Below are 18,850 nucleotides of genomic sequence, written 5' to 3'. Positions count from 1 at the left end.
TGTACATCGCGTGTTCCTCCCGGGCCGAAAAAACCGGCTGCAATTGCGACTATTGCAACGGGAGAAGCATTTATCGCGCCACTGTCGGCTCGAAAGCGGTGCCATACACCTCGGCAGCGGCTGCCCGTAAGGCTTCGAGCACGACGGAGGCCGCTGGCGAAAGCAGATGCGACTGGCGCGTGATGATACCGAATGTATCCATTCTGCACGGTAAATCGATCGGTACCTGCTTGAGAACACCGTACTGTTGGTACTGACGCGCCACTTCGTCAGGTAAAACCGCCAACATGTCGCTTTGAAGTAATAAGCTCGAAATCGCCAAAAAATTGTTGGTATTGACGACGTTCTGAGGCGGATTCAGTCCGATCTGCGAAAACATCAGATCAAAGCGATGGCGCAATACGCTGCCCGGCGGGTGCAAAACCCAACTCGCGTTGACGATTCCGCGCAGTGTCAAACCTGTTTCATTTTCGAGAGGATGGCCGGGACGCGCCACCACGCATAACGGCTCGTCGGCGAGCGGTTCGTAGCGGACTTCCGCCTTGAACTGGTTCTGCCGCTCCAGCACCCGGCCGATCATGATATCCAGTTCGCCTTCGGCGAGCTTCGGCAACATTACGTCCGACGTTTCCACCTCTACCCAGATTTGCAACTGCGGATAGCGCTCCTTCACGCTGGCGATGGCGCGCGGCACCATCGTCGCAGCGGCCGCGGCGATCACGCCGATCCGCACCTGGCCGGCCAGACCGGCGCGTAGTGCCGAGATTTCATCGTGCGCGTGGCTAAGATTCGAGAGCACCATGCGCGCGTGACGGATCATCACTTCGCCATACAGCGTGGCGTGCATGCCGTGCGGCGTGCGGTCGAACAGACTCACCTCCAGCATGTCCTCCAGCTCTTTCAGGAGCCTCGACGCGGCAGGCTGGGTCATGCCGAGCACGTCGGCGGCGCGCCGGACGTTGCCCTCCTCTTCCATTGCCGCGAGCAGCAGCAACTGCCGTGTTTTAAGCCGCGCCCGCACGAACCAGTTCGAGTAGCTACGCGTCATGGCCTGTCTCCCTATGCGGCTCGATGCCGTCTATCGCACGATTTGCCGTCGTCGAGTCACCATCATGCCATATCGAAATTGATATCGGGATGGCCGAAAAAGGGATTGGAAAGTTATTGGGGCGGCTCATACCATTCGTGGACTTTCTGAGCTTCCCCATGTGGCGCCCTCCCGTCGATGAATCGCGATCCGCTCGTCCCGCTCGTTGCCAGTCCGTTCCGCCATTACATCAATGGCGGATGGGAGACGGGCGCGACCACCGGCGTGTCGCTCAATCCGTCGGATCTGGATGAACCGGTCGGCGACTACGTGCGGGCCGATGCAAGGCAAACCGATACGGCTATCGAAGCTGCCGGCGCGGCGTTCCGCGAATGGTCGCTGGGTTCGGCGCAGCGCCGCGCGGATGCGCTCGATGCGATCGGCAGCGAGATGCTGGCGCGACGCGACGAACTCGGTCGGCTGCTCGCGCGCGAGATCGGCAAGCCGTTGCCCGAAGCCTTGACCGAAGCCACGCGCGCCGGCCAGATTTTCAAATTCTTCGCCGCCGAGGCGCTCCGCGCGTTTGCCGAGCCTGTGGCATCGGCGCGCGCCGGTGTCGAGATCGACGTGACGCGCGAACCGCTCGGCGTCATCGGCATCATCGCGCCTTGGAGTGCGCCGCTGGCGATTGCCGCCGCCAGGATCGGCGCCGCCCTCGCCCACGGCAATTGCGTGGTCTTCAAACCGGCCGAATCGGCTGCGGGTTGCGCGGCGGCGCTGGCGTCGATTGTCAGCCGCGCCGGTTTGCCGGCCGGCGTATTCAATCTCGTGATGGGCAGCGGCCGGCAGGTCGGCGCGCGGATCGCCGCGCATCCGTTGGTGGCGGCGATCAGTTTCACCGGGTCGGCAGAAACCGGCACACGTGTGCTGCAGGTTGCCGCTGCAAGGCAAGCCCGCGTGCAGCTGGAAATGGGCGGCAAGAATCCCTTCGTGGTGCTGGCCGATGCCGATCTCGACGGCGCCGTCGATGCCGCTCTCAGCGGCGCGTATGGCTCCGCCGGGCAATGCAGCACGGCTGCGTCGAGGTTGATCGTCGAACGTGCGGTGTTCGAGCCGTTCGTCGACGCATTGCGGGCGAAGCTCGCGAGACTCAACGTCGATCACGCACTGAAGCACGGCACGGATATGGGTCCGGTCGCCAACGCCGCGCAGTTGGAGCGCAATCTCGACTATGTCCGCGTTGGTCAGGAAGAAGGCGCGCAACGGCTGCACGGCGGCCGACAGCTCGAGCGCGCAACACGTGGCTACTTTTTCGAACCGGCATTGTTTATCGGCGAACCCGAACACCGCATCGCACGAGACGAGATCTTCGGTCCGCTCGCCGTCGTGCTGAAAGCCGACGACTACGACCACGCGTTGCATCTCGCGAACGACACCGCTTACGGTCTATGCGCCGGCATCTGCACACGCTCCTTGAGCCGCGCGCGGCATTTCCGCCGCCACGCGCAATGCGGACTCGTCACGATCAATCTGCCGACGACTACCGTCGAGCATCACGCGCCTGGTGGCGGTCGCAAGGCATCGGCCTATGGCGCAACCGACGCAGCCTTCTGGACGGCCGTGAAAACGGCCTACGTTGCGGGTTGATGGCCATGAGGCGCGCTCACTTCTTCACTTCTCCCGCGGTTCGCTCCGCAGCGCATGGCACAGCGCGCGCTGCCACGATCCGAATGGTTCACCCCATCGCCTATCCACGCCCCGGCTGACGCCGCCGTGCATTCCCCGCTGCAAATAAACGAAACCAATGCAGCTTTTCAACCTCAGGAGACAAGTATGACCAGCAAGCTTCGCCGTTTGACGCTATCCGCGATCGCCGCTGCGGCGCTCGCCGCGCCCTTTGCCTCGCAATTTGCCGCACACGCGGACACGCCGCTCAAAGTCGGCTTCCTCGTGAAGATGCCGGAACAGGCGTGGTTCATCAACGAACAGAAAGCCGCCACCGCGCTCGGCCAGAAGGACGGCTTTTCGGTGGTCAACATCGGCACGCCGGACGGTGAAAAGGTGCTGGCCGCGATCGATAACCTCGGTGCACAAGGCGCCAAAGGCTTCGTGATCTGCGCGCCCGACGTGCGGCTCGGACCGGCGATCCAGGCGCGTGCGAAGCGCTACAACATGAAGTTCGTCACCGTCGACGATCAACTCGTCGACTCCACCGGCAAGCCGCTGCCGAACGTGCCGCATCTGGGCATGTCAGCGTTCAAGATCGGCAATCAGGTCGGCACGGCGATCTCCGAAGAGATGAAGCGCCGCGGCTGGAAGCCGGAAGAAGTCGGCGCGCTGCGCATCACGAACTACGAACTGCCGACCGCCAAACTGCGCACCGACGGCGCAACGGAATCGCTGTTGGCCGGCGGCTTCAAGAAGGAAAACATCTTCGACGCGCCGCAAAAGACCACCGATGACGAAGGCGGTTTCAACGCCTCATCGCCGGTGCTTGCGCAGCATCCGAACATCAAGAAGTGGGTGATCTTCGCGTTGAACGAGGAAAGCGTGCTGGGCGGCGTGCGCGCGACTGAACAACTGCACATTCCGGCGGCGGACGTGATCGGCGTCGGCATCAACGGTGCAGGCGAAGCGTTTGCCGAGTTCCAGAAGAAGGAACCGACGGGCTTCTACGGCACGATCGCCGTGAGCTCGACGATGCACGGCAAGGAGAGTACGGAGAACCTCGTCGAGTGGATCAAGGACGGCAAGCAGCCGCCCGCCGACACGCAAACCACCGGCAAGCTGATGGTTCGCGGCAACTGGCAGGACGTGCGTAAAGAGCTCGGAATTTAAGCGGTATTCGAGTTTGCACACCGCGGGCCGCTTCACGTTTTTCACGTTCACGCTGACGTCAACGCGAGATCGGCCCGCACAGGTTGTCCATACGCTAGAGGCTTTAGATGACGGTTTCTCACACAGGCGAAACGGCGTTCTCTGCGCAAGCGCCCTCGCCTACGCTTACGTCGACTGATCCGTATCTGCAACTCGACGGCATCACCGTGCGCTTTCCCGGCGTGCTTGCGCTCGACCAGGTATCGCTCGACGTGCGGCGCGGCGAGGTGCACGGTTTGATGGGTGAAAACGGCGCGGGCAAATCGACGCTGCTCAAAGTGCTGTCCGGTGTGAACCAGCCGGCGGCGGGCACCTTGTTGCTCGATGGTGTCGAGCAACAGTTCGTCACCACCAAGGCGGCCATCGCGGCGGGCGTCGCGATCATCTATCAGGAACTGCATCTGGTGCCTGAACTGACCGTTGCTGAAAACCTGATGCTCGGCGCCCTGCCCAACCGCTTCGGCGTGCTCGACGAGAAGGCGCTGGTTGCACGTGCGGTGCGCGAGCTGGAAAGACTTGGCGAAAAAATCGATCCGTCGCAGCAGGTGAAGAATCTCTCGATCGGTCAGCGCCAGATGATCGAAATCGGCAAGGCGCTGATGCGCGATGCGCGCGTGATTGCGTTCGACGAACCGACGAGTTCGCTGTCGTCGCGCGAAACCGCGCAGTTGTTCCGGATCATTCGCGCGTTGAAGGCCGAGGGCCGCGCGATTATCTACGTCACCCATCGGATGGACGAAGTCTACGAACTGTGCGACCGCGTGACGGTGTTTCGCGACGGCCGCCGCATCGATACGTTCGAAGCCGGCGACGGCCTCGATCGCGATCGCCTGATCAGTTGCATGGTCGGTCGTTCGATCGCCGATGTGTACGGCTACCGCACACGCGAACTGGGTGGCCTGCAACTTGAAGTCAGGGGGCTGATGGGACGCGGCTTGCGCGAACCGGCTTCGTTCACCGCACGTAAAGGTGAAATCGTCGGCTTCTTCGGCCTGGTGGGCGCAGGCCGTTCGGAGCTGATGAAGCTGATTTACGGCGCCGTCAAACCGAGCGCCGGTGAGATCGTACTCAAGGGAAAACGCGTGCGTTTCGCTACGCCGCGCGATGCCGTGCGTGCCGGCGTCGCACTGTGTCCTGAAGATCGCAAACAGGAAGGCATCGTCTCGATTGCTTCGGTGTCGGACAACCTCAACATCAGTTGCCGCCGTCACTTCAGCCGCTTCAACGTGCTCAACGGTCGAAAGGAAGCGCAGACCGCCAAAGAGTTCATCGGCAAGCTCTCGATCAAAACGCGTAACGGCGAAACGCCGATCGGCACCCTCTCCGGCGGCAATCAGCAGAAAGTGATTCTGTCGCGCTGGCTTGCCGAAGACATCGACGTGTTCCTCATGGACGAACCGACGCGTGGCATCGACGTCGGCGCGCGCAGCGAGATTTACGGCCTGCTGTATGGGCTCGCCGAAGCGGGCCGCACGGTCATCGTCGTGTCGAGCGATCTGGCCGAAGTGATCGGTGTGGCGGATCGCGTGATCGTGATGAAGGAAGGCTGCATTGTCGGCAATCTGCCGAAAGCGCAGGCCACGCCGGATGCGCTGATCAAACTTGCGCTGCCACGCTAAGGACGCCGCGCTCGCCAGCCAACCGAAGGCCACTGAATGCAACCGACGGCAACTGCGTCGCGCCATCGAAAACGGAATAGACATCATGCAGACACCCTCAACCGACTCCTCTACGCCAGCCATCGCTTCCTCAGGCCTGAGCGCGCGCGCCGCGCGCACCTGGGACCTGATCAACAAGTCCGGCATCGTGATGGTGTTCATCATCCTGTTCGCGGCTTTGTCGTTCACCGTGCCGGATTTCCTGAGCTCACGAAACATCCAGGGCTTGCTGCTATCCGTCACGCTAATTGGTTCGATATCCGTAACGATGATGTTCGTGCTCGCGCTGGGCGAAGTGGATTTGTCGGTGGCGTCGATCGTTGCGTTCGCGGGCGTGGTGGCGTCCACCCTGATTACCGCGACGCATAGCGTGACGCTCGGCATCGCTGCCGGCGTGCTCGCGGGTGGCGCGGTCGGACTGGTCAACGGCGTGCTGGTTGCGCGTTACAAGATCAACTCGCTGATCGTCACGCTCGCGATGATGGAGGTCGTGCGCGGCCTCGCCTTCATCACGTCGAACGGCGACGCGGTGATGATTTCCGAAGAGCGTTTCTTCGACCTCGGCGGCGGCGCGTTCCTCGGTATTTCCTATCCGATCTGGAGCAACATTGTCGGCTTCGTGCTGTTCGGTTTTCTGCTGAAGAAAACCGTGTTCGGCAAAAACGTGCTGGCCGTGGGTGGCAATAGCGAGGCCGCTTTGCTCGCGGGCTTGCCGGTCACCCGAATCAAGATCACAGTGTTCGTATTGCAGGGTCTCGTAACGGGCTTTGCAGGCGTGATGCTGGCGTCACGCATGAGCCTCGGCGATCCGAAGACGTCGGTCGGTCTCGAGCTCGGCGTGATCTCCGCGTGCGTGCTCGGCGGCGTTTCGCTAACGGGTGGCGTCGCAACGATTTCCGGTGTGCTGGTCGGCGTACTGATCATGGGTTCCGTGCAGGACGCAATGAGCCTGATGAATGTGCCGACCTTCTACCAATATCTGATTCGCGGCGGGATTCTGCTGCTCGCGGTGTTGTTCGATCAGTACCGCCGCAGCAAGCGCGTGCACTGACGCTGACCTACGCCCCGGGCCAGGCGCCCCACTATATGCTTGCCAACAGGAGATTTCATGGCTGATTCCAACCAGACTAAAAAGCCGCTGCGCAGCCAGGCGTGGTTTGGCCTCAAAGACCGCGACGGCTTTCTGCATCGCTCGTGGATGAAAAACCAGGGCATTCCGCACGACGAATTCGACGGACGCCCGGTGATCGGCATCTGCAATACGTGGTCCGAGCTGACGCCCTGCAATGCGCATTTTCGCGAGCTCGCAGAGTACGTGAAAAAAGGCGTGCACGAAGCGGGCGGTTTGCCGCTCGAGTTTCCGGTGATGTCGCTCGGCGAGACCAATCTGCGGCCTACGGCGATGCTGTTTCGCAACCTCGCTTCGATGGATGTCGAGGAGTCGATTCGCGGCAATCCGATGGACGGTGTGATTCTGCTGGTGGGCTGCGATAAGACCACGCCGGCGCTGCTGATGGGCGCGGCGTCGTGCAATTTGCCCGCGCTGGCCGTGTCGGGCGGCCCGATGCTCAATGGACGGTTTCGCGGCAAGAACATCGGCTCGGGTACGGGCGTCTGGCAGATGTCCGAGGAAGTGCGCGCCGGCACGATGACGCAGGAAGAGTTCACCGAAGCCGAATCTTGCATGAACCGCTCACGCGGCCACTGCATGACGATGGGCACGGCGTCGACGATGGCTTCGATGGTCGAATCGCTCGGCATGGGTTTGCCGCACAACGCGGCGATTCCCGCCGTCGATGCACGCCGGCAAGTGCTTGCGCATCTGGCCGGCCGGCGCATCGTCGATATGGTCCGCGAGGATCTGACGATGGACAAGATCCTCACGCGTCAGGCGTTCGAAAACGCGATCCGCACGAATGCGGCGATCGGCGGCTCGACCAATGCGGTTGTGCATCTGATCGCGCTGGCCAAACGCATCGGCGTGGAGCTGTCGCTGGAAGACTGGGAGCTGGGCTCGAACGTGCCGTGTCTCGTGAATCTGCAACCGTCAGGCGAGTACCTGATGGAAGACTTTTACTACGCGGGTGGTTTGCCCGCCGTGCTCAAGCAACTCGGCGAGCAAGGCCTGCTGCATCGCGAAGCCCTGACGGTGAACGGCAAGACGCTCTGGGACAACGTGCGCAATGCGCCGAATCACGACGAGAAGGTCATCACGACGTTCGCCGAGCCGTTCAAGCCGAAGGCCGGCATCGCCGTGCTCAAGGGCAACCTGGCGCCGAATGGCGCGGTGATCAAGCCGTCGGCGGCGACACCGCATCTGCTGAAGCACCGCGGCCGCGCGGTGGTTTTCGAGAACATCGAGGAGCTGCACGCGAAGATCGACGACGAATCGCTCGATATCGACGAGCACTGCATCATGGTGCTCAAGGGCGCGGGGCCGAAGGGATACCCGGGCTTCGCGGAAGTCGGCAACATGCCGCTGCCAAAGAAGGTGCTGCAGAAGGGCATCACGGACATGGTGCGCATTTCGGACGGCCGCATGAGCGGCACGGCATACGGGTCGGTGGTCCTGCACGTATCGCCGGAAGCGGCCGCGGGCGGCCCGCTTGCGTTCGTGCAAACCGGCGACATGATCGAACTCGATGTCGACGCCCGCCGCCTGCATCTGGATGTCACCGACGAAGAACTCGCGCGCCGCCGCGCCGCCTGGCAACCGCCTGCGCCGCCCACGCGCGGCTACTACAAGCTCTATGTCGAACACGTGTTGCAAGCGGACCAGGGCGCAGATCTGGACTTCCTGGTCGGATCGAGCGGCGCACCGGTGCCGCGCGACTCACATTGATGGTCTTTTGAACGGTTAGCCGTTTCTCCCTGCGCTTTGCGAGAAGGCGTATTGCCGATGCGGATCGAAAGCCCGCATCGGCTTTTTTATCGGCGTCAGGTTATGGAGAACGCGCATGGAAAGCGCGCTATCGAAAGCGCGCTCAGAAATAAAAAGCGGCCGGGCACGCAATGCCCAGCCGATTTTTAACTCGCAGGTTCGCAGTCCCTTCAGCTTTTAATATCTGAGGGCTTACAGCGTAGTTTAAAACCCGTCAAACCGGGCGTTTACCCGGTGTTTTGGCGTTTAGCTTATTGTTTGATGAATCGATCGTTTGCCCAGAGGCCTTGCGTATCGCTATTGCCGGCATTCACGAATTCGACGTCATGGCCGACTACGCGAACAACACGGAAACTCGAGTTTTCCGGCGTCGAAACGCACTGATATCCCGAGAAGAATTCCTGCATCTTTTGCTGTTCCCCGGCTTGCGCGTGTTGGTCGACTGCGTCGAGTTTGTCCTTCGACAGACAGCCATACGCGTTGGCCTTGAACTGGATTGTTTGCTGCGGCTTGACCATGGCGTCTTGAGCCTGAACAGAAGCGGCAGCCAATCCCGCAATGGCGAAAACAAGGGCGATTCGCGTTTTCATATTTCCTCCGGTGCGGGTTGAATTACTCAGGTTAGCTATGTATTTAACTTTAACGTCGAACCCGCACCTTGCACTTTAGGAGAACGCGCAAGAACGACAAGCACATCTTGTGTGCGGTCGCAACAGCGGCGAATTGTCGCACCACCTGTCGCACCTGCTTAAGCCTTGAGCAGCCGCTTAAACAGAGCTGATTGAAACGGATAACTAAAAGACGGGCAGGGTGCACCGCTTTAACCAGTAAAGCTTTGCGGTGCGTATTGGCGTAAACGAGAGGCACCAATTAAGTGATTTACTACAATTAATGCCGGTGTTTGGTGCATTGCACACAAAGTCATTCACCCGACTAATCAAAAATCACGAAATAACGGTGCGTATACAGAAGATAAAAGGTGCCAGGTGCCCCAGGCGACGCAGCATGGCGCGCCTGGGTGACGCAGTTTGAAGGTACTCAGCCGTGCTGATTGGTCTTGAAGAACTCGGACTGGAACATGCACATGCGCAATGCATTGTGATAGCGGCCGTTGCCGAAAAACTCCTCGATCAACTCGGCCTCGTGCCGGAAACCGCACTTCTCATAGACGTGGATGGCAGCGGTATTCGACTTGTCGACGATCAGGTAGACCTTGCGCAGATTCAGCACCGAAAACGCGTAGTCGATTGCGAGTTGCGTGGCGACGGTGGCATAGCCACGGCCCTGCGCATGGGGCGCGATGATGATCTGAAACTCGCCGCGCCGGTGGATATAGTCCAGCTCGATCAATTCGACGACGCCGACGGTCTGACCGTCGTTGTCGATCGCCACGAAGCGGCGCTCGCGCAGGTCGTGCACGTGCTGGTCGTACAGCTGGGTCAGTTCGGAGAACGTTTCATAAGGTTCTTCGAACCAGTAACGCATGATCTTTGCGTTGTTGTTCACTTCATGGACGAAGCGCAGATCGGTGCGCTCGAGCGGGCGCAGGGTCAGTTCGCTGCTGCGTTCGATAGTCATTGGATTCCCCTTGAGAATTATTGGTTTGATTGCACAGGCTCGCCGTGAGAACTCAAGCCTGCGTTTTCTGTTAGTCAGGGCTCGGCGCAGGGAGTTCTTACAACGCCTCGCGTCCGCGCAGACCGTTCTTGCGAAGCGCGAGGCGTCGCGCGGGTTCGGCAAGGGAGGGGCGTCGCGTTGTCGCAGGCTGCTTATCGCAAATTTGTGAGGGGCTCGGCACCGTGTGGGCACATGCGGTGCTCTACAATGAAATCATGCTCTTGCGATGGAGGCTACCGTGATCGAGCACTTGATATTAGGCGCCTTTCTGGTCATCCCGCTGCTCATCGTCGCGTTTCTTTTCTCCGACGAATTGTGGCAGGAGCATCGGCATCTGCACGACCTGCATCTTGAGCCCACGAAGCCTCGCCGTATCGACTGGCGGCATCCGCTGCGCCGCTCGCGGCATCGGGTTTGACCCTTTCAGGGGAATGCGTGAATCATCGCGCTGCAAGCATCGCTGCCAGGCGAGGGTGCTTCGCGTGAGGCCCGTGAATGACAGTCCTGCAACTGAGACCCGCAAATAAAAAAGCCTGCCGTTTCGGGCAGGCTAAAAAGAGATCCACACTCAATGCCTTGCGGGTACAAGGCAGACGCCAGTCTAGCCGTCTAGCGCGTGCGGCTGGTTTCACCAGCCATTACACATATTACGGGGCGTGACCAGTTGCGTCGTCTTCGGCGTTCGCGCCATCTGCTGGGGCGCGCCAATGATTGCGAATGCGTGCGGCGAGCGCTTCGAGCGTGGCCGCATCGGCAACTTCGCGTGCATGCATGCGCAGCGGCTGTCCTTCCCAGCGCGGGATCACGTGAAAATGCACGTGCGGCACTGTTTGTCCCGCTGCCGCACCATTGAACTGTCCAATGAACACGCCGTCCGGGCGCAAGGCCGCGCGCACGGCGATGGCCAGCTTCTGCGTCATGCGCATGCAGGCCACCGTCGAGGCATCCGACAACTCGAAAATCTCGACCGCCGCTTCCTTCGGCACGACTAGCAGGTGGCCGTCAGCTTGCGGCATCAGGTCCATGAAGGCCAGCGCGGCATCGCTTTCCGCCACTTTGATGCAGGGTAGTTCGCCGCGCAGAATCTTCGCGAAGGGATTGCTGTCGTCGTAGTTCATCACGCGTCCTCTAGTTGCCGTACGGTTCAAAGTGGGGATGCCGTCGGCGATATTGTCCTCTACCTCTGTTACAACACGCTGCTATACCGCGCGCGCCGCGCGTTTGATCGCTTGCGGCGGCTGGCCGAACGCGCGCAGAAAGGCGCGCCGCATCCGTTCGGTATCGACAAAGCCGGTTTCGGCCGCGACGGCTTCCATCGAGTGACGGCCCGCTTCGAGCATGGCGCGGGCGGCTTCCACACGCAACGCCTCGATGGCCTTGGCCGGCGATTGGCGCGTTTCGTCGCGAAACGCGCGGCTGAACTGGCGCGGACTCAGATGCGCGACGTCGGCGAGCTGCTCGACCGTCAACGGCTCGCGCAGATGGTTCTTCGCGTATGACAGCGCGTCCTGAATGCGGTCGGACTTCGGCTCCAGGTCGAGCATGGCCGAAAACTGCGACTGGCCGCCGGTGCGCCGGTGATAGACCACGAGTTTCTTGGCGACGGCGCGCGAGACCTCGACGCCGAGATCGCTTTCGATCAGCGCCAGACACAGATCGATGCAGGCCGTCATGCCGGCCGAGGTCCACACGCTGCCGTCGACGATAAAGATGCGGTCTTCGTCGATACGCGTATCGGGAAAGCGCTGCTGGAGGTCGCGGGAGTGGAACCAGTGGGTCGTGGCATGCCGGCCGTCGAGAATGCCCGCTTCGGCCAGTATGAACGCGCCGGTGCAGATGCTGGTAGTGCGGCGCGAGGCCGCGAGGGCGTTGTTCAAAAACGCTAGCAATCCCGCCGATGACGGCTCGATCTGCATCGCGCCCGTCACGACCACCGTGTCGTACGCGGGGTCGCCGAATGCCTTTGTCGCAATCTCGACGCCCGCCGAGCTGCGCACCATCCCGCCCTGTTCGGAGATGACTTCCACCTGGTATTCCGGCTGACCGACCTCGAGGTTGGCCAGCTCGAACACGGAGATCGCCACCATATCGAGGATCTGGAAGCCGGGGAAAACCACCACGCCGACGCGTTTCATTGCGATGTCCTAAAACGAGGTAAATACGACATTTGAGACAAAAGACTACGCGCCTAGACTTCACTCGTCAACACCGCGATGCCCACAAAAAAGGCGCAGCGGCGGAGGTTTCAGTTTCCCCATTCATCGATCAGGGCTCAGGCATGACGCGCTAAGCCCGCAAGGAGATTCACCATGGCAACGCAAGCAAACAAGGGCACGGCATTGATTACGGGCGCATCGTCGGGCATCGGTGCGGTTTATGCGGACCGCCTCGCGCGGCGCGGTTACGACCTGATTCTGGTGGCGCGTGACGTCAAACGTCTGGCGGGCGTAGCCGAGCGTCTGAGCGCGGAAACCGGCCGCCATATCGAGACCATCGCCGCCGATCTGACCGTCAAGGCCGACCAGCGGCGTATCGAGGAGCGTTTGCGCGCCGACCGCGGCATCACCATGCTGGTCAACAACGCGGGCGTCGGCGCGACGGCTTCGCTGATCGACTCGAATATCGACGACCTCGACGGCATGATCGAGCTGAACGTGACAGCGCTGACGCGCCTGACGGCCGCAGCCGTGCCGGGTTTCGTGGAGCGGGGCAATGGCGTCCTGATCAATATTTCGTCCGTCGTTGCACTCTCGCCGGAGTTGCTGAACGGCACCTACAGCGGCACCAAGGCCTATGTGCTGAACCTGACGCAGTCGCTGCATCACGAAGTGGGTGGCAAGGGCGTGCAGTTGCAAGCTGTGCTGCCGGGCGCCACCAGCACCGCGTTCTGGGACCGCGCCGGTCTCGCGGTCGAACATCTGCCGTCGGAGATCGTGATGACCGCCGAGGACATGGTAGACGCCGCGCTCGTGGGCCTCGATCAGCACGAACTCGTGACGATTCCGTCCTTGCCGGACGCGGCCGATTGGGAGCGCTTCAACACCGCTCGCCAGCATCTGGGGCCGAATCTGTCACGCAGCCTGCCGGCTGCGCGTTACGCACGCGGGTAATCGCTGGCTAGGAGCTCGCCTCGCGAACCCTTAGCGCCAGTCGGTTGAAACGTCGTCGGGATCGACTAGCGTCAGTCCCGACGACGGCAGCGGCAAGGCCGTCTTGTAGCGCACCTGCTTGAGCGCAAAGCTCGAGCGGATGTTGGAGATGCCCGGAATCTTCGTCAGATGATCGACGATGAAGCGCTCCAGCGTCTGCATATCCGGCATCACGACGCGCAACAGATAGTCGGCGTCACCGGTCATCAGATAGCACTCCATCACCTCGGGGCGCTCCGAAATCGCCTGCTCGAAGCGAGTCAGCGCGTCTTCCACCTGCTTTTCCAGACTCACCTGAATGAACACGTTGATGCGCAGCCCGAGCGGCTCTGGATTGAGCAGCGTGACCTGCTGCTTGAACAGGCCAAGCTTTTCGAGCGCGCGCACGCGGTTGAAGCAGGGCGTGGGCGACAGATTCACCGAACGGGCCAGATCCGCATTGGTGATGCGCGCGTTCTGCTGCAACTGGCTCAGGATGCCGATGTCGATGCGGTCGAGACGTCTGGGTGGCGTGGTCATAGAGTAAATATTCTGTCGTGTTGGCAAAATCCGGAATAAATAGCCTATCCCAGTGCGGGATCACAAGCAAATGAGATGCTCATTTTGTGAGCACGTGGTTACCATTGACTCACTTGATCTTGAGCCGAACGCGTTGATGCGGGAGTGGTGCCATGACGGATTTGTCCAGCGGTAGCAAGCAGTTGCGGTCTTTGGATCTCCAGCGCGCGGAGCGTGCGGAGCCGGAAGATGCCGATCCGCAGGAAACCGCCGAATGGCTGGAAGCGCTCGACGCCGTGGTCGCGCATGTCGGCCGGGATCGCGCGCAGTTTCTGTTCGACAAGCTTGCGGGCCATGCGCTGTCGCTGGGTGTGGAATCGGCGCGGACCAACGTCACGCCGTACCAGAATACGATCCCGTTCGATCAACAGCCGCGCTATCCGGGCAATCTCGAACTCGAAGAACGTCTGGCCGGCGCGCTGCGCTGGAATGCGCTGGCGATGGTGGTGCGCGCGAATCAGGCGTACGGCGAACTTGGCGGCCATATTGCGAGCTATGCGTCGGCGGCGGATCTGTTCGAGGTGGGCTTCAACCATTTCTTTCGCGCTGCGGCGCCGGGCGGAGAGGAGGGCACGGGCGACCTCGTGTACTTCCAGCCACATTCGTCGCCGGGCGTGTACGCGCGGGCTTATCTCGAAGGTTTTCTCTCCGAACAGCATCTTCAGCATTACCGTCGCGAGATCGGCGGGCCGGGGCTGTGCTCGTATCCACATCCGTGGCTGATGCCGGATTTTTGGCAATTCCCCACCGGCTCGATGGGCATCGGCCCGATCAACGCGATTTACCAGGCGCGCTTCATGCGCTATCTCGCCAATCGCGGCCTTGTGCAAACGGAAGGCCGCAAGGTGTGGGGCTTCTTCGGCGACGGTGAGATGGACGAGCCGGAGTCAACCGGCGCGCTCTCGATTGCGGCGCGCGAGGGGCTCGATAACCTCGTGTTCGTGATCAACTGCAATTTGCAGCGCCTGGATGGTCCGGTGCGCAGCAACGGCCGCATCATCGACGAACTCGAAGCGCATTTCATCGGCGCCGGCTGGAATGTGATCAAGGTGGTGTGGGGCTCGGATTGGGACGCGCTGTTTTCACGCGACCGCACCGGCGCATTGCTGCGCGCGTTCGCCCATACCGTCGACGGCCAGTTCCAGACTTTTTCGGCGAACGACGGCGCGTACAACCGCGAGCGTTTCTTCGGCCAGAACCCGGAGCTTGCCGCGCTCGCCGCGCAACTGAGCGACGACGACATCGACCGTCTGCGTCGTGGCGGCCACGACGTGCGCAAGCTGCACGCGGCGTATGCGAAGGCGCTCGCGCATCGCGGCCAGCCGACGGTGATTCTCGCGAAGACGATGAAGGGCTTCGGCATGGGCACGTCGGGCCAGGGCCGCATGACCACGCATCAGCAAAAGAAACTCGGCTTCGACGACCTCAAGGCGTTTCGCGATCGCTTTCGCCTGCCGCTCACCGATGAGGACGTCGAACAGGTGAAGTTTTACAAGCCAGCGGACGACAGCCCGGAGATGCAATACCTGCATGCTCGCCGGGCTGCCTTGGGAGGCTATCTGCCCAGAAGGCGGAAAGTGGCATCGACGGGGCTGATCGTCCCGCCGATGTCCTCCTGGGGGCAATTCGCGTTGGACTCGAACGGCCGCGAGATGTCCACGACGATGGCGCTGGTCCGCATGCTGACCGCGCTGCTCAAGGACAACGAAGTCGGTCCGCGCGTGGTGCCGATCGTGGCCGATGAAGCGCGCACCTTCGGCATGGCGAACATGTTCCGTCAGGTCGGCATCTATTCGCCGCTTGGGCAGTTGTACGAGCCAGAAGACCTCGGCTCGATGCTGTACTACCGCGAGGACACCAAAGGGCAGATTCTCGAAGAGGGGATTTCGGAAGCGGGCGCGGTGTCGTCGTGGATTGCGGCGGCGACCTCGTACAGCGTGCATAACCTGCCGATGCTGCCGTTCTACATCTACTACTCGATGTTCGGCTTCCAGCGGATCGGCGATCTGATCTGGGCGGCGGCGGATCAGCGCGCGAGAGGTTTTCTGATTGGCGCGACGTCGGGCAAGACGACGCTCGGTGGAGAAGGCTTGCAGCATCAGGACGGCACGAGCCATCTGGCGGCATCGACGATTCCGAACTGCCGCGCATACGATCCGGCGTTCGCTTATGAGGTTGCCGCGATCGTCGACGAGGGCATGCGCGAGATGGTCGAAGAACAACGCGACGTGTTCTATTACGTAACGGTGATGAACGAGAACTACGCGCAGCCTTCGGTGCCGGGTGGTGATTTGACGATGCTGCGTGAGGGTATCCTCAAGGGGATTTATCCGCTTGGTGCGCAAGCGCAAGCGCAAGAGCAGGCGGCAGCATCGGAAGTTTCAGCGCAAGTGCAACTGCTCGGCGCGGGCGCGATTCTCGGTGAAGTCATCGCGGCGCAGCAGTTGCTCAAGGACGACTGGCAGATTGAAGCCGCAGTGTGGAGCGTGACCAGCTTCACCGAGTTGCAGCGTGACGGCATGACGTCGGAGAGAAACGCGCGTCTTGGCGAGCCGACCGAGGCGCCGTACGTCACGAAAGCGCTCGAAGCATCGCACGGCCCGATCATCGCCGCGACCGATTATGTCCGCGCGGTGCCCGAACTGATCCGCGCCTACGTGCCGCGCCACTATGTCACGCTCGGCACGGACGGCTTCGGTCGCAGCGACACGCGCCAGGCTTTGCGCGAGTTCTTCGAAGTGGACCGCAAGTCGATCGTGATCGCGGCGTTGAAGGCATTGGTAGACGAAGGCGCAATCGATGCGAGCGTGCTGGCCGAAGCACGCAGCAAGTATCGAAGCGATGCGCCCGTGGGCGCTGCTTCGTGGCAATGTTGATCAGCCGCTCACCGAGACCTGATTCTTCCCATCGCGTTTCGCCCGATACAGTCCGACGTCGGCGGCTTCGATCAACGTTGTCACCGGCTCGGTTGCGGACGGCACGATGTTCGCCGCGCCGATGCTGATCGTCACGACGCCCGCCGCCGATCCGGCGTGCGGAATCGCGAGCCCTTCGATCGCAAGGCGGATTTTCTCGGCAAGCAGGCGCAAGCCGCCCGACGATGTTCCCGGCAACACCACCGCGAACTCTTCGCCGCCAAACCTGGCCGCGAGATCGGGCGAGCGTCCCAGACACGACTCGACGGTATGCGCGACGCGCTTGAGCACTTCGTCACCGGCAACGTGTCCGTAGGTGTCGTTGTAGGCCTTGAAGTTATCCACATCGATCATCAGAAAGCCGAGGGCCGTCTTGTCGCGCGTGCCGCGACGCCATTCGGCGGCCAGGTACTGATCGAGGTAGCGTCGATTCGACAAACCGGTCAAACCGTCCGAATGCGTGAGACGCTGCAACTCCAGATTAGTCGCGAGTAACTGCTGTTGCGACTGGCGCAGGGCCTGATACGCCTCGTCGCGCTGCAACAGGTTCAGATACGAGCGCGAGTGATAGCGAATCCGCGCGATCAACTCGATGCGATCCGGCAGCTTCACGAGGTAGTCGTTGGCGCCGGCGGCGAAGGCCGCGCTTTTCACGAGCGGCTCTTCCTTGGTCGACAGCACGATGATCGGAATATCGCGCGTCGCCGGTTTCTGCCGGTATTGCCGCACGAGGGTGAGGCCGTCGGTGCCGGGCATGACGAGGTCCTGCAGGATCACCGTCGCGCGGGTTTCCTCGGCGCAGCGCACTGCCTCTTCGGGCGACGCGCAGTAATGGAAGTCGACGCTCGTTTCGTCGGCCAGCGCCTGGCGAACCGCCTCGGCGATGATCGCCTGATCGTCGACCAGCAACACCATAATCGGGCACTCTGCCGCGGGCGGATTGCCGAGGATGCGCTCTAACGCGTCGTCGATGGCGCTATTAGGTCCGTCTTCCGCGTATGCCTGCGCGTTCGCGTCCTGTTCTGCGAGCTCCGGCGCGGTGGCGGTCTGAAGCGGTTTAGGAGTGTCCATATTGGTCAGCCAGAATGAATGTCAGTGAGTCGTAGCGGGCTAATGTGCGGCTAGTGTGCGCCTACCTGGCCTTAACGTGTGCCGACGGCGGCAGTGAGCGCCGCGGCAATACGGGGTAAAGGCAGGATCGCGGCGGCGGCGTCGAGCGCCGCGGCCGCCTTCGGCATGCCGTACACGGCGCAGGTCGCTTCGTCCTGCGCGATTGTGTGATAGCCCTTGGTGCGCATCGCCTTGAGCCCGATTGCGCCGTCGCGACCCATGCCCGTCAGCAGCACGCCGATCGCTCGAGCCGGCCAGCGTGCGACGACGCTATGGAAAAACACGTCGACGGATGGCCGGTAGGGCGTTTCCGCCGGCACGTTCGTGTAACCGAGCACGTTGGGCAGCTTCAGGTGGAGATGATCATCGGTGGCGGCGAGCAGCACGATGCCCGCTTGCGGCCGGTCGCCTTCATTGGCGATCCGCACCGGCAGCGCCGACTGCTGGTTCAGCCAGTCGGCCATGCCGGCGGCGAAGGCCGCGTCGACGTGCTGGACGATGACGATGGCCGCCGGGAAGTCCTTCGGCAAGCCGGCGAGTAAGGTAGCGAGCGCCGCCGGGCCGCCAGCGGAAGCGCCGATCGCAACCAGCGGCGTATCGCGGTTCGTCGCGGTTCTGGGCGCCGCGGCGGCTGCTGCGCCAGGCGCGTTGCGTTCCGTGACCAGTGCGGCGATGCGATCGATCTTGGCAATCAGGGTGGCGATACTTTTGTTCGCGTCAGGACCGCTCAGCGAAGGCGTATCCACCGCATCGAGCGCGCCCGCGCCCATCGCTTCGTAGACGCGCCACGCGTTCGCGCCCACGTCGACGGTCACGATCAGGATCGCGCACGGCGCCTTCGCCATGATGCGGCGCGTGGCTTCGATGCCGTCGACGTTCGGCATCACGAGATCCATCAGCACGATGTCGGGCCGCTGCGCGCTGCAGAAATCGACCGCCTGCTGGCCGTCCTGCGCGACCCATAGCACCTCGTAGTCGTGGCGTGCCGCAAGCGCGCGGCGCAGTGCCTCGACGGCGAGCGGCAGGTCATTGACGATTCCGATTTTCATCCGTTTTAC

The 18,850-nt window shown here is 61.9% G+C and carries 16 protein-coding genes; 8 read left to right on the top strand and 8 right to left on the bottom strand.

Annotated features, from left to right (window positions below):
* Nucleotides 1-70: 70 nt before the first annotated feature.
* Nucleotides 71-1,048 (bottom strand): LysR family transcriptional regulator, encoded by a 978-nt coding sequence (locus R8871_RS31030; protein ID WP_093634533.1) that lies wholly within the window; start codon nt 1,046-1,048, stop codon nt 71-73.
* Between the two features lie 177 nt (nt 1,049-1,225).
* Here R8871_RS31030 and R8871_RS31025 point away from each other — a divergent pair, with 177 nt between their 5' ends.
* From R8871_RS31025 to R8871_RS31005, 5 genes are all read left to right on the top strand, one after another.
* Entirely contained in the window at nt 1,226-2,674 is a 1,449-nt protein-coding gene (locus R8871_RS31025) for an aldehyde dehydrogenase family protein (protein ID WP_175053875.1), read from the top strand.
* A gap of 186 nt (nt 2,675-2,860) precedes the next feature.
* Complete coding sequence (locus tag R8871_RS31020) at nt 2,861-3,865, top strand: arabinose ABC transporter substrate-binding protein (RefSeq protein ID WP_175053874.1); 1,005 nt, start codon at nt 2,861-2,863, stop codon at nt 3,863-3,865.
* A gap of 107 nt (nt 3,866-3,972) precedes the next feature.
* Nucleotides 3,973-5,523 carry an L-arabinose ABC transporter ATP-binding protein AraG gene (araG, locus tag R8871_RS31015; RefSeq protein ID WP_175053873.1) on the top strand — a complete coding sequence of 517 codons (1,551 nt, stop codon included), beginning with the start codon at nt 3,973-3,975 and terminating at the stop codon, nt 5,521-5,523.
* Nucleotides 5,524-5,608: 85 nt separating this feature from the next.
* Complete coding sequence (gene araH / locus R8871_RS31010; RefSeq protein WP_093634676.1) at nt 5,609-6,613, top strand: L-arabinose ABC transporter permease AraH; 1,005 nt, start codon at nt 5,609-5,611, stop codon at nt 6,611-6,613.
* Nucleotides 6,614-6,670: 57 nt separating this feature from the next.
* Nucleotides 6,671-8,404 carry an IlvD/Edd family dehydratase gene (locus tag R8871_RS31005; RefSeq protein ID WP_175053872.1) on the top strand — a complete coding sequence of 578 codons (1,734 nt, stop codon included), beginning with the start codon at nt 6,671-6,673 and terminating at the stop codon, nt 8,402-8,404.
* A 290-nt stretch (nt 8,405-8,694) separates the two neighbouring features.
* Here the strand turns inward: R8871_RS31005 and sap1 are convergent, their stop codons facing one another.
* Together sap1 and speG are read right to left on the bottom strand one after the other, a co-directional pair.
* Nucleotides 8,695-9,033 (bottom strand): surface attachment protein Sap1, encoded by a 339-nt coding sequence (gene sap1 / locus R8871_RS31000; protein ID WP_115781471.1) that lies wholly within the window; start codon nt 9,031-9,033, stop codon nt 8,695-8,697.
* A 448-nt stretch (nt 9,034-9,481) separates the two neighbouring features.
* Nucleotides 9,482-10,021 (bottom strand): spermidine N1-acetyltransferase, encoded by a 540-nt coding sequence (speG, locus tag R8871_RS30995; RefSeq protein WP_093634539.1) that lies wholly within the window; start codon nt 10,019-10,021, stop codon nt 9,482-9,484.
* A 277-nt stretch (nt 10,022-10,298) separates the two neighbouring features.
* Between speG and R8871_RS30990 the strand changes: the two genes are divergently transcribed.
* A complete protein-coding gene (locus R8871_RS30990; RefSeq protein ID WP_175053871.1) occupies nt 10,299-10,478 on the top strand; it encodes a hypothetical protein in 180 nt (59 codons plus the stop codon).
* A 229-nt stretch (nt 10,479-10,707) separates the two neighbouring features.
* Here the strand turns inward: R8871_RS30990 and R8871_RS30985 are convergent, their stop codons facing one another.
* Together R8871_RS30985 and R8871_RS30980 are read right to left on the bottom strand one after the other, a co-directional pair.
* The gene (locus tag R8871_RS30985; protein WP_175053870.1) at nt 10,708-11,178 is read right to left on the bottom strand and encodes an HIT family protein; all 471 of its coding nucleotides are present in this window, start codon (nt 11,176-11,178) and stop codon (nt 10,708-10,710) included.
* Between the two features lie 81 nt (nt 11,179-11,259).
* Nucleotides 11,260-12,195: a GlxA family transcriptional regulator gene (locus R8871_RS30980; protein ID WP_175053869.1), complete on the bottom strand. Its 936-nt coding sequence runs from the start codon at nt 12,193-12,195 to the stop codon at nt 11,260-11,262.
* Nucleotides 12,196-12,369: 174 nt separating this feature from the next.
* On the opposite strand from R8871_RS30980, the gene R8871_RS30975 reads away from it, so the two are divergent.
* The gene (locus R8871_RS30975) at nt 12,370-13,170 is read left to right on the top strand and encodes an SDR family NAD(P)-dependent oxidoreductase (protein WP_175053868.1); all 801 of its coding nucleotides are present in this window, start codon (nt 12,370-12,372) and stop codon (nt 13,168-13,170) included.
* Between the two features lie 30 nt (nt 13,171-13,200).
* Here R8871_RS30975 and R8871_RS30970 read toward each other — a convergent pair whose 3' ends face one another.
* Nucleotides 13,201-13,728: an Lrp/AsnC family transcriptional regulator gene (locus R8871_RS30970; protein ID WP_054037036.1), complete on the bottom strand. Its 528-nt coding sequence runs from the start codon at nt 13,726-13,728 to the stop codon at nt 13,201-13,203.
* Between the two features lie 152 nt (nt 13,729-13,880).
* Here R8871_RS30970 and mdeB point away from each other — a divergent pair, with 152 nt between their 5' ends.
* The gene (gene mdeB, locus R8871_RS30965; protein ID WP_175053867.1) at nt 13,881-16,643 is read left to right on the top strand and encodes an alpha-ketoglutarate dehydrogenase; all 2,763 of its coding nucleotides are present in this window, start codon (nt 13,881-13,883) and stop codon (nt 16,641-16,643) included.
* On the opposite strand, the gene R8871_RS30960 is transcribed toward mdeB, so the two are convergent.
* Together R8871_RS30960 and cheB are read right to left on the bottom strand one after the other, a co-directional pair.
* Complete coding sequence (locus R8871_RS30960) at nt 16,644-17,753, bottom strand: diguanylate cyclase (RefSeq protein WP_175053866.1); 1,110 nt, start codon at nt 17,751-17,753, stop codon at nt 16,644-16,646.
* A 71-nt stretch (nt 17,754-17,824) separates the two neighbouring features.
* Nucleotides 17,825-18,841 (bottom strand): chemotaxis response regulator protein-glutamate methylesterase, encoded by a 1,017-nt coding sequence (cheB, locus tag R8871_RS30955; protein ID WP_175053865.1) that lies wholly within the window; start codon nt 18,839-18,841, stop codon nt 17,825-17,827.
* Nucleotides 18,842-18,850: the final 9 nt, after the last annotated feature.

It is taken from the genome of Paraburkholderia sediminicola, from assembly GCF_902859805.1.
Classification (GTDB): Bacteria; Pseudomonadota; Gammaproteobacteria; order Burkholderiales; family Burkholderiaceae; genus Paraburkholderia; species Paraburkholderia sediminicola.
Note: the sequence above shows the minus strand (reverse complement) of the source record. Positions and strands in the feature narration are given on the sequence as shown.

Bases quoted from the DNA above. Each gene is read 5' to 3' on its own strand.
- R8871_RS31025 (WP_175053875.1), top strand. From the start codon at position 1,226: ATGAATCGCGATCCGCTCGTCCCGCTCGTTGCCAGTCCGTTCCGCCAT.
- R8871_RS30975 (WP_175053868.1), top strand. From the start codon at position 12,370: ATGGCAACGCAAGCAAACAAGGGCACGGCATTGATTACGGGCGCATCG.
- R8871_RS30980 (WP_175053869.1), bottom strand. From the start codon at position 12,195: ATGAAACGCGTCGGCGTGGTGGTTTTCCCCGGCTTCCAGATCCTCGAT.
- R8871_RS31005 (WP_175053872.1), top strand. From the start codon at position 6,671: ATGGCTGATTCCAACCAGACTAAAAAGCCGCTGCGCAGCCAGGCGTGG.
- R8871_RS31020 (WP_175053874.1), top strand. From the start codon at position 2,861: ATGACCAGCAAGCTTCGCCGTTTGACGCTATCCGCGATCGCCGCTGCG.
- sap1 (WP_115781471.1), bottom strand. From the start codon at position 9,033: ATGAAAACGCGAATCGCCCTTGTTTTCGCCATTGCGGGATTGGCTGCC.
- R8871_RS30985 (WP_175053870.1), bottom strand. From the start codon at position 11,178: ATGAACTACGACGACAGCAATCCCTTCGCGAAGATTCTGCGCGGCGAA.
- R8871_RS30960 (WP_175053866.1), bottom strand. From the start codon at position 17,753: ATGGACACTCCTAAACCGCTTCAGACCGCCACCGCGCCGGAGCTCGCA.
- araG (WP_175053873.1), top strand. From the start codon at position 3,973: ATGACGGTTTCTCACACAGGCGAAACGGCGTTCTCTGCGCAAGCGCCC.
- araH (WP_093634676.1), top strand. From the start codon at position 5,609: ATGCAGACACCCTCAACCGACTCCTCTACGCCAGCCATCGCTTCCTCA.
- mdeB (WP_175053867.1), top strand. From the start codon at position 13,881: ATGACGGATTTGTCCAGCGGTAGCAAGCAGTTGCGGTCTTTGGATCTC.
- speG (WP_093634539.1), bottom strand. From the start codon at position 10,021: ATGACTATCGAACGCAGCAGCGAACTGACCCTGCGCCCGCTCGAGCGC.
- R8871_RS30970 (WP_054037036.1), bottom strand. From the start codon at position 13,728: ATGACCACGCCACCCAGACGTCTCGACCGCATCGACATCGGCATCCTG.
- R8871_RS31030 (WP_093634533.1), bottom strand. From the start codon at position 1,048: ATGACGCGTAGCTACTCGAACTGGTTCGTGCGGGCGCGGCTTAAAACA.
- cheB (WP_175053865.1), bottom strand. From the start codon at position 18,841: ATGAAAATCGGAATCGTCAATGACCTGCCGCTCGCCGTCGAGGCACTG.